Below are 6,499 nucleotides of genomic sequence, written 5' to 3'. Positions count from 1 at the left end.
CCCCCCCCCCCGCCCCCGGCGCCCGCCCCGCGGGGCCCCCGCCCTCCCCGGCGCGGGCCGCTCGCTTCGCTCTAAGCTCCGGCTTCGTCGATTTCTCGGAGTTCGCGCTTGAGATCGGTGATCTCGTCCCGGTAGGCGGCGGCGAGTTCGAACCTGAGTTCCCTTGCGGCCGCGAGCATCTGCTCGTTGCGCTCGTCGAGCTGCTTGAGGATCTCCGAGCGGACCTTCCCGGCGCCCTGCTCGCGCTTGCCCTTCGGGAGGGTCGCCCACGGGTCCTCGTCGACCAGCCTCGCGGTGTCGGCGGCGGACTCGTACAGGTCCTCCATGATGTCGCCGATGCGCTTGCGCAGCGGCTGCGGGTCGACGCCGTGCGCCTTGTTGTAGGCGATCTGCTTCTCGCGGCGGCGGTCGGTCTCGTCCAGCGCCGCCTTCATCGAGTCGGTGAGCTTGTCGGCGTACATGAGCACCGTGCCCGAGACGTTGCGGGCCGCGCGGCCGATCGTCTGGATCAGCGAGGTCCCCGAGCGCAGGAACCCCTCCTTGTCCGCGTCAAGGATCGCCACCAGCGAGACCTCGGGCAGGTCGAGGCCCTCCCGGAGGAGGTTGATGCCGACGAGGACGTCGTAGTCGCCGCGCCGCAGCTCCCCCAGCAGCTCGACCCGGCGCAGGGTCTCGACCTCCGAGTGCAGGTAGCGCACCCGGATGCCGTTGTCCATGAAGTAGTCCGTGAGGTCCTCGGCCATCTTCTTGGTGAGGGTGGTGACGAGCACGCGCTCGTTCTTCTTGGCGCGCTCGTTGATCTCGTACATGAGGTCGTCGATCTGGCCCTTGGTCGGGCGCACCTCCACGTGCGGGTCGACCAGGCCGGTGGGGCGGATCACCTGCTCCACGAACTGGCCCTTGGTCTGCTCCAGTTCCCACTTGCCCGGGGTGGCCGAGAGGTAGACGCTCTGGCCCACGCGCTCGCGGAACTCGTCGAAGCGCAGCGGCCGGTTGTCGAGCGCGCTGGGCAGCCGGAAGCCGAAGTCCACCAGGTTGCGCTTGCGCGAGGCGTCGCCCTCATGCATCGCGCCGATCTGCGGGATGGTCTGGTGCGACTCGTCGACGATGGTGACGAAGTCGGACGGGAAGTAGTCGAGCAGGGTGTGCGGCGGGGTGCCCGCGGCGCGGCCGTCGATGTGGCGGGAGTAGTTCTCGATGCCGTTGCAGGTGCCGATCTGCTTCATGTTCTCCAGGTCGAACACGGTGCGCATGCGCAGCCGCTGGGCCTCCAGGAGCTTGCCCTGCCCTTCGAGCTCGGCGAGGCGCTCCTCGAGCTCGACCTCGATGTCCCGGATCGCGCGGGCCATCCGCTCGTTGCCCGTGGCGTAGTGCGAGCCGGGGAAGATGAGCACCCGGTCGACCTCGCGGATCACGTCGCCGGTGATCGGGTGGAGGTAGTAGAGCCGGTCGATCTCGTCGCCGAACATCTCGATGCGGATCGCCAGCTCCTCGTAGGCCGGGATGATCTCGATCGTGTCGCCGCGCACCCGGAAGGTGCCGCGGGTGAACGCGACGTCGTTGCGGCCGTACTGGACGTCGACGAGCCGCCGCAGCAGCTTGTCGCGGTCCCACTCCTGGCCCACGGCCACCTCGGTGGCCTGCTCGAGGTACTCGGCGGGGGTGGCGAGGCCGTAGATCGCCGAGACGGTGGCCACCACGACCACGTCGCGGCGGGTGAGCAGCGAGTAGGTGGCGCGGTGGCGCAGCCGCTCGACCTCCTCGTTGATCGAGGCGTCCTTCTCGATGTAGGTGTCGGACTGCGCGACGTACGCCTCGGGCTGGTAGTAGTCGTAGTACGAGACGTAGTACTCGACCGCGTTGTTCGGCAGGAGCTCGCGCAGCTCCTTCGCCAGCTGCGCGGCGAGGGTCTTGTTGTGGACCATCACCAGCGCGGGGCGCTGGAGCTTCTCGATGAGCCACGCGGACGTGGCCGACTTGCCGGTGCCGGTCGCGCCGAGCAGGACCACGTCCCGCTCGCCCCTCTCGACCCGTTCGGTCAGCTGGGCGATCGCGGTCGGCTGGTCCCCCGACGGCTCCCAGTCGGCTACCACCTCGAAGCGCCCTTCGGCGCGCGGAATATCGAATGCCACGGCCCAACCGTAGCGCCGGGGTACGACACAGTTCGCGATCGGCGGTGACTTTTCCCGGTCCGGCTCGTTGGTCCCTGCGTGAGCTCCACTACCGCAGTCCCCTGGAAATCGGCCCTGATGTGGGTCATGGCCATCATCGTCGCGATCGCCGTCGCCGGCTGGTTCGCCGTCTCGTGCAGCCCGGGCGGTGCGAACGCCGAGCGGCCCGTGAACGAGGAGGAGGCCGCGCTCCTGGCCGGGTTGCGCGAGCGCAACCACGGCTCCGAGCCGGTGGCGGTGCGCATCAGCGTGCCGACCGGCGGCGGGACGGTCACGGCGGACGGGTTCGTCGACTGGCAGCAGCCGATGCTGTACGCGCGCGTTCCCGACGCCGAGGGCGGGCACCGGCTGATCCAGGCCATACCGGGCCTCATCGCCACCCGCGCGGACGATGAGGCGGCCTTCAGCGAGCTGCGCGTCCCCGAGGACGGCTGGACCACCCGGCAGATGCTCGCGGGCGCTGTCACGCCCCTGGAGACGACCGTCGACATCCTCGCGTCGTCGCTGTTCACGCTGAGCAGTGCCGAGGCCGACGACCCCGCCGAGCTGGCGAAGCAGGCCACATGGCGGGAGGAGGGGGTCATCGACGGCGAGCCGGTCGACTCCTTCCGCGCGCCGATCATGGTCGAGACCGCTCCCGGGACCGCCCAGGGCGCGAGCCCGGAGGCCCTGTACTCGCTGGACGCGGACGGGAACCTCCGCCGCTTCCAGGTGAACACCGGCGAGGAGCGCCTCTCGGCCGTGGACTTCCTGCGCGACGTCGAGTTCGACGCGAGCGGTCTCACGGCCAACGACCTGCTGGGCGGCCCGGCGATCGCGCCCACCGCGGTCGACGAGGACCTGGCGGCGACGATCGCGGAGGTGCGAAAGGGCAACTGGGAGGACACCGCCGAGGTGGAGCTCACGGTGCCGACCGGCGACGGCCAGGTGACCACGGGCCGCGGCTCGATCGACTGGCGCACCATGACCGCGTACCTGCACTTGACGGACGCGAACGGCCAGCGGCTGCTCCTGGCCCGGCCCGGCGGCTACGCGACCGCCGCCGCTGAGGGCGACGAGCTGCCCGAGACGCCGCCCACCGAGGGCTGGGAGGCGCACGCGCTCACCGACGAGGACGCGGCCGAGCACTTCGGCCCGGTCGAATCGCTGGTCTTCCGAGTCCTGGAGATGGCCGCCGAGGAGGCCGAGGACGCGGACGTGATTGCGGAGAAGGCGTTCCTCCTCCGGGTCGACGACGTCGACGGCACCGAGGTGAAGGTCGTCGAGTTCCCGGTCGCCGGCGACGCCGAAGCTGCCGCGGGCCGCTCGGCGTTCCGCTACCACCTCGAAAGCGAGCAACTGCGCGAGGTCGAGATGGTGTCGTTCTACGGTGTCGCGAGCGCAGAACTGTCCGATGAGGACTTCCCAATGGTCGAGATCCCCTGGGAGCTCGCCGAAAAAATCGGCTGACACCGGAGACGCTGAAAGGGCTCGGCCGTTCGGCCGGGCCCTTTCGCAATCACCTCCGCTTAGCAGACCGGCGCGTGCCAGCCGGTCTCGGCGGCCCAGCGGTTGGCGCGGGGCCAGCCTTCATGGTCGAACCAGGGCTCCTTGGCCTCGGCGTAGTCCGCGGTCGAATCGACCTTGGTCGCCAGCACGCCCTTGGCCTGCGCGTAGTCCCGGCGAGCGGCCGGGTCGGCGCGCATCCAGTCGCGGAACAGCAGCGCGAACCGCTGACCCGGGCTGTCGATCGGCCGGAAGTGGACATGGGCGATGTTGCCGGGATCGGCGTACCCGTAGAAGCGCTTCTCCCAGTCCAGCGGGTCCGGGAACTCGGGCTTCGGCGAATCGTTCAGCGCCTTGCCGTAGAAGCCGGCGTCGCCGAGCGCTTCGGCGAAGGCGTCCACGATCGGCAGCGCCACCACCGTGACCTGGATGTCGATGACGTCCTTCGCGGGCAGGCCCGCGACGGCCGTCGAGCCCACGTGGTCGATGCGCACCGCGCTCGGCCCGAGGACGCGGCGCAGGCGCGCGGCCAAGTGCTCGAAGCGACGCGCCCATTGCGGGTCGGTCTCGACGAGCTGGATCTTCTCGGGCCGGGGTTCGTAGCGGCTCTCGCGAAGGTTCTCGGCGTACGGCACGATGCGGTCGACCCACAGGAGCTCGACCCGGTGCTCGAGTTCGTTCAGGTCGCCGCCGTTGTGGATCACGACGTCGCAGACCTCGCGGCGTTCGGTGTCGGAAGCCTGGGCGTCGATCCGGCGGAGGGCGTCGGCGCGGGGCAGGCCCCGCTCGGCGAGCCGTTCGAGCCTGAGCTCTCGCGGCGCTTCCACGTCGATGTTGAGGTGGAAGCCGGGCGCCTGACCTGTTTCGGCCAGGAGCGGAATGTCTTGGACGACGATGGCGTCCTCGGGCATGGCATCGGTGAGCTGACGGGCACGGGCCCGAACGCGCGGGTGCACGATCGCCTCGAGCTCCGCCCGGGCGGGCGGGCTGCTGAAGACGATCTTCGCGAGTTCGGCGCGGTCCAACGCGCCGTCGGCGTCGAGCACTCCGGGACCGAAACGGGAGACCACCGCGGCCAGCCCCTCGGTGTTCGGGGCGACGACCTCGCGGGAGAGGGCATCCGCGTCGACGACGCGGGCCCCTAGCTCAGACAGCTTCGCTGCGACCGTGCTCTTACCGGCTCCGATGCCACCTGTCAATGCGACTCTAAGCACAAATAAAACACTACCCGCCCCAGACCAACAGCCTGGGACGGGCAGTGTGTAATTCAGCTAAACGAGCGACGAACCTAGTTGCCGGCGAGCTTCTCGCGGAGAGCCGCGAGCGCCTCGTCGGTGGCCAGGGTGCCCTGAGGCTCGGCCGGGGCCGACTTCTTCTCAGGAGCCTTGCCGCCCTTCTTGTCGCCCTTGGGGGCCGCTTCGCCCTCGGCGGGCTTGGCGGGAGCCTCGGTGATGACGCGCTCGGCGATCTGCTTGCCGTGCTCCTCCCAGCGGGTGCGGGCCTCGGCGTACTGCCGCTCCCACTCCTCGCGGGCCTCGTCGAAGCCCTCCATCCACTCGCCGGTCTCGGAGTCGAAACCGTCCGGGTAGATGTAGTTGCCCTGGTCGTCGTACTGCGCGGCCATGCCGTACAGCGTCGGGTCGAACTGCTCCTCGTTCTCGACGAAGGCCTCGTTGGCCTGCTTGAGCGAGAGCGAGATCCGGCGGCGGTCCAGGTCGATGTCGATGACCTTGACCATGGCGTCGGAGCCGACCTTGACGACCTGCTCGGGCACCTCCACGTGGCGCTCGGCCAGCTCGGAGATGTGCACCAGGCCCTCGATGCCGTCCTCGACGCGCACGAACGCGCCGAAGGGGACGAGCTTGGTGACCTTGCCCGGCACGATCTGACCGATCGCGTGGGTGCGGGCGAACTGGCGCCACGGGTCTTCCTGGGTCGCCTTCAGCGACAGGGAGACGCGCTCGCGGTCCAGGTCCACCTCGAGGACCTCGACCTCGACCGGCTGACCGACCTCGACGACCTCGGACGGGTGGTCGATGTGCTTCCAGGACAGCTCGGAGACGTGCACCAGGCCGTCGACCCCGCCGAGGTCGACGAACGCGCCGAAGTTGACGATCGAGGAGACCGTGCCCTTGCGGACCTGGCCCTTCGCAAGCTGGTGCAGGAACTCGGTGCGGACCTCGGACTGGGTCTGCTCGAGCCAGGCGCGACGCGACAGGACCACGTTGTTGCGGTTCTTGTCGAGTTCGATGATCTTGGCTTCGAGCTCGCGGCCGACGTACGGCTGCAGGTCGCGCACACGACGCATCTCGACCAGGGACGCGGGCAGGAAGCCGCGCAGGCCGATGTCGAGGATGAGACCGCCCTTGACCACTTCGATGACCGAGCCGCGAACGACGCCGTCCTCTTCCTTGATCTTCTCGATGGTGCCCCACGCACGCTCGTACTGCGCGCGCTTCTTCGAGAGGATCAGACGGCCTTCCTTGTCCTCCTTCTGGAGGACGAGGGCCTCAACGTGATCGCCCACAGAGACGACGTCTTCGGGGTCCACGTCGTGCTTGATCGACAACTCGCGCGAGGGGATGACGCCCTCGGTCTTGTAGCCGATGTCGAGCAGGACTTCATCCCGGTCGACCTTGACGACGGTACCTTCGACGATATCGCCGTCATTGAAGTATTTGATGGTCGCGTCGATCGCCGCGAGGAGTTCCTCGTCGGAAAAGACTTCTTCGACCGTGCTGTTCTCAGCGTTGCTCGAGGTGGCCTCGATGCTGCTCGTCATGTGGGCTGGTGCTCCGGATACGTAAGAATCGTGGGCTCGCGCCCGCGCCCTCGCTAGACGC

At 69.0% G+C, this 6,499-nt stretch carries 4 protein-coding genes; 1 reads left to right on the top strand and 3 read right to left on the bottom strand.

The features are described 5' to 3' along the window. Window positions 1-71 precede the first annotated feature (71 nt). Window positions 72-2,132: an excinuclease ABC subunit UvrB gene (gene uvrB / locus O2L52_RS00110; protein WP_270113244.1), complete on the bottom strand. Its 2,061-nt coding sequence runs from the start codon at window positions 2,130-2,132 to the stop codon at window positions 72-74. 126 nt (window positions 2,133-2,258) lie between these two features. On the opposite strand from uvrB, the gene O2L52_RS00105 reads away from it, so the two are divergent. Next, window positions 2,259-3,620, top strand: coding sequence for a hypothetical protein (locus O2L52_RS00105; protein ID WP_270113243.1), 1,362 nt, complete (start codon window positions 2,259-2,261; stop codon window positions 3,618-3,620). 59 nt (window positions 3,621-3,679) lie between these two features. On the opposite strand, the gene coaE is transcribed toward O2L52_RS00105, so the two are convergent. Both coaE and rpsA read right to left on the bottom strand, forming a co-directional pair. Then, window positions 3,680-4,870: a dephospho-CoA kinase gene (gene coaE, locus O2L52_RS00100; RefSeq protein ID WP_270113242.1), complete on the bottom strand. Its 1,191-nt coding sequence runs from the start codon at window positions 4,868-4,870 to the stop codon at window positions 3,680-3,682. A 74-nt stretch (window positions 4,871-4,944) separates the two neighbouring features. Continuing rightward, window positions 4,945-6,438 (bottom strand): 30S ribosomal protein S1, encoded by a 1,494-nt coding sequence (gene rpsA / locus O2L52_RS00095; RefSeq protein WP_270113241.1) that lies wholly within the window; start codon window positions 6,436-6,438, stop codon window positions 4,945-4,947. Window positions 6,439-6,499: the final 61 nt, after the last annotated feature.

Source organism: Glycomyces algeriensis (assembly GCF_027622855.1).
Taxonomy (GTDB): domain Bacteria; phylum Actinomycetota; class Actinomycetes; order Mycobacteriales; family Micromonosporaceae; genus Glycomyces; species Glycomyces algeriensis.
This window is presented reverse-complemented; position numbering and strand designations above follow the sequence as displayed.

Excerpts from the sequence above, each read along its gene's own strand:
- rpsA (WP_270113241.1), bottom strand. The coding sequence starts at position 6,438 with ATGACGAGCAGCATCGAGGCCACCTCGAGCAACGCTGAGAACAGCACG.
- O2L52_RS00105 (WP_270113243.1), top strand. The coding sequence starts at position 2,259 with ATGGCCATCATCGTCGCGATCGCCGTCGCCGGCTGGTTCGCCGTCTCG.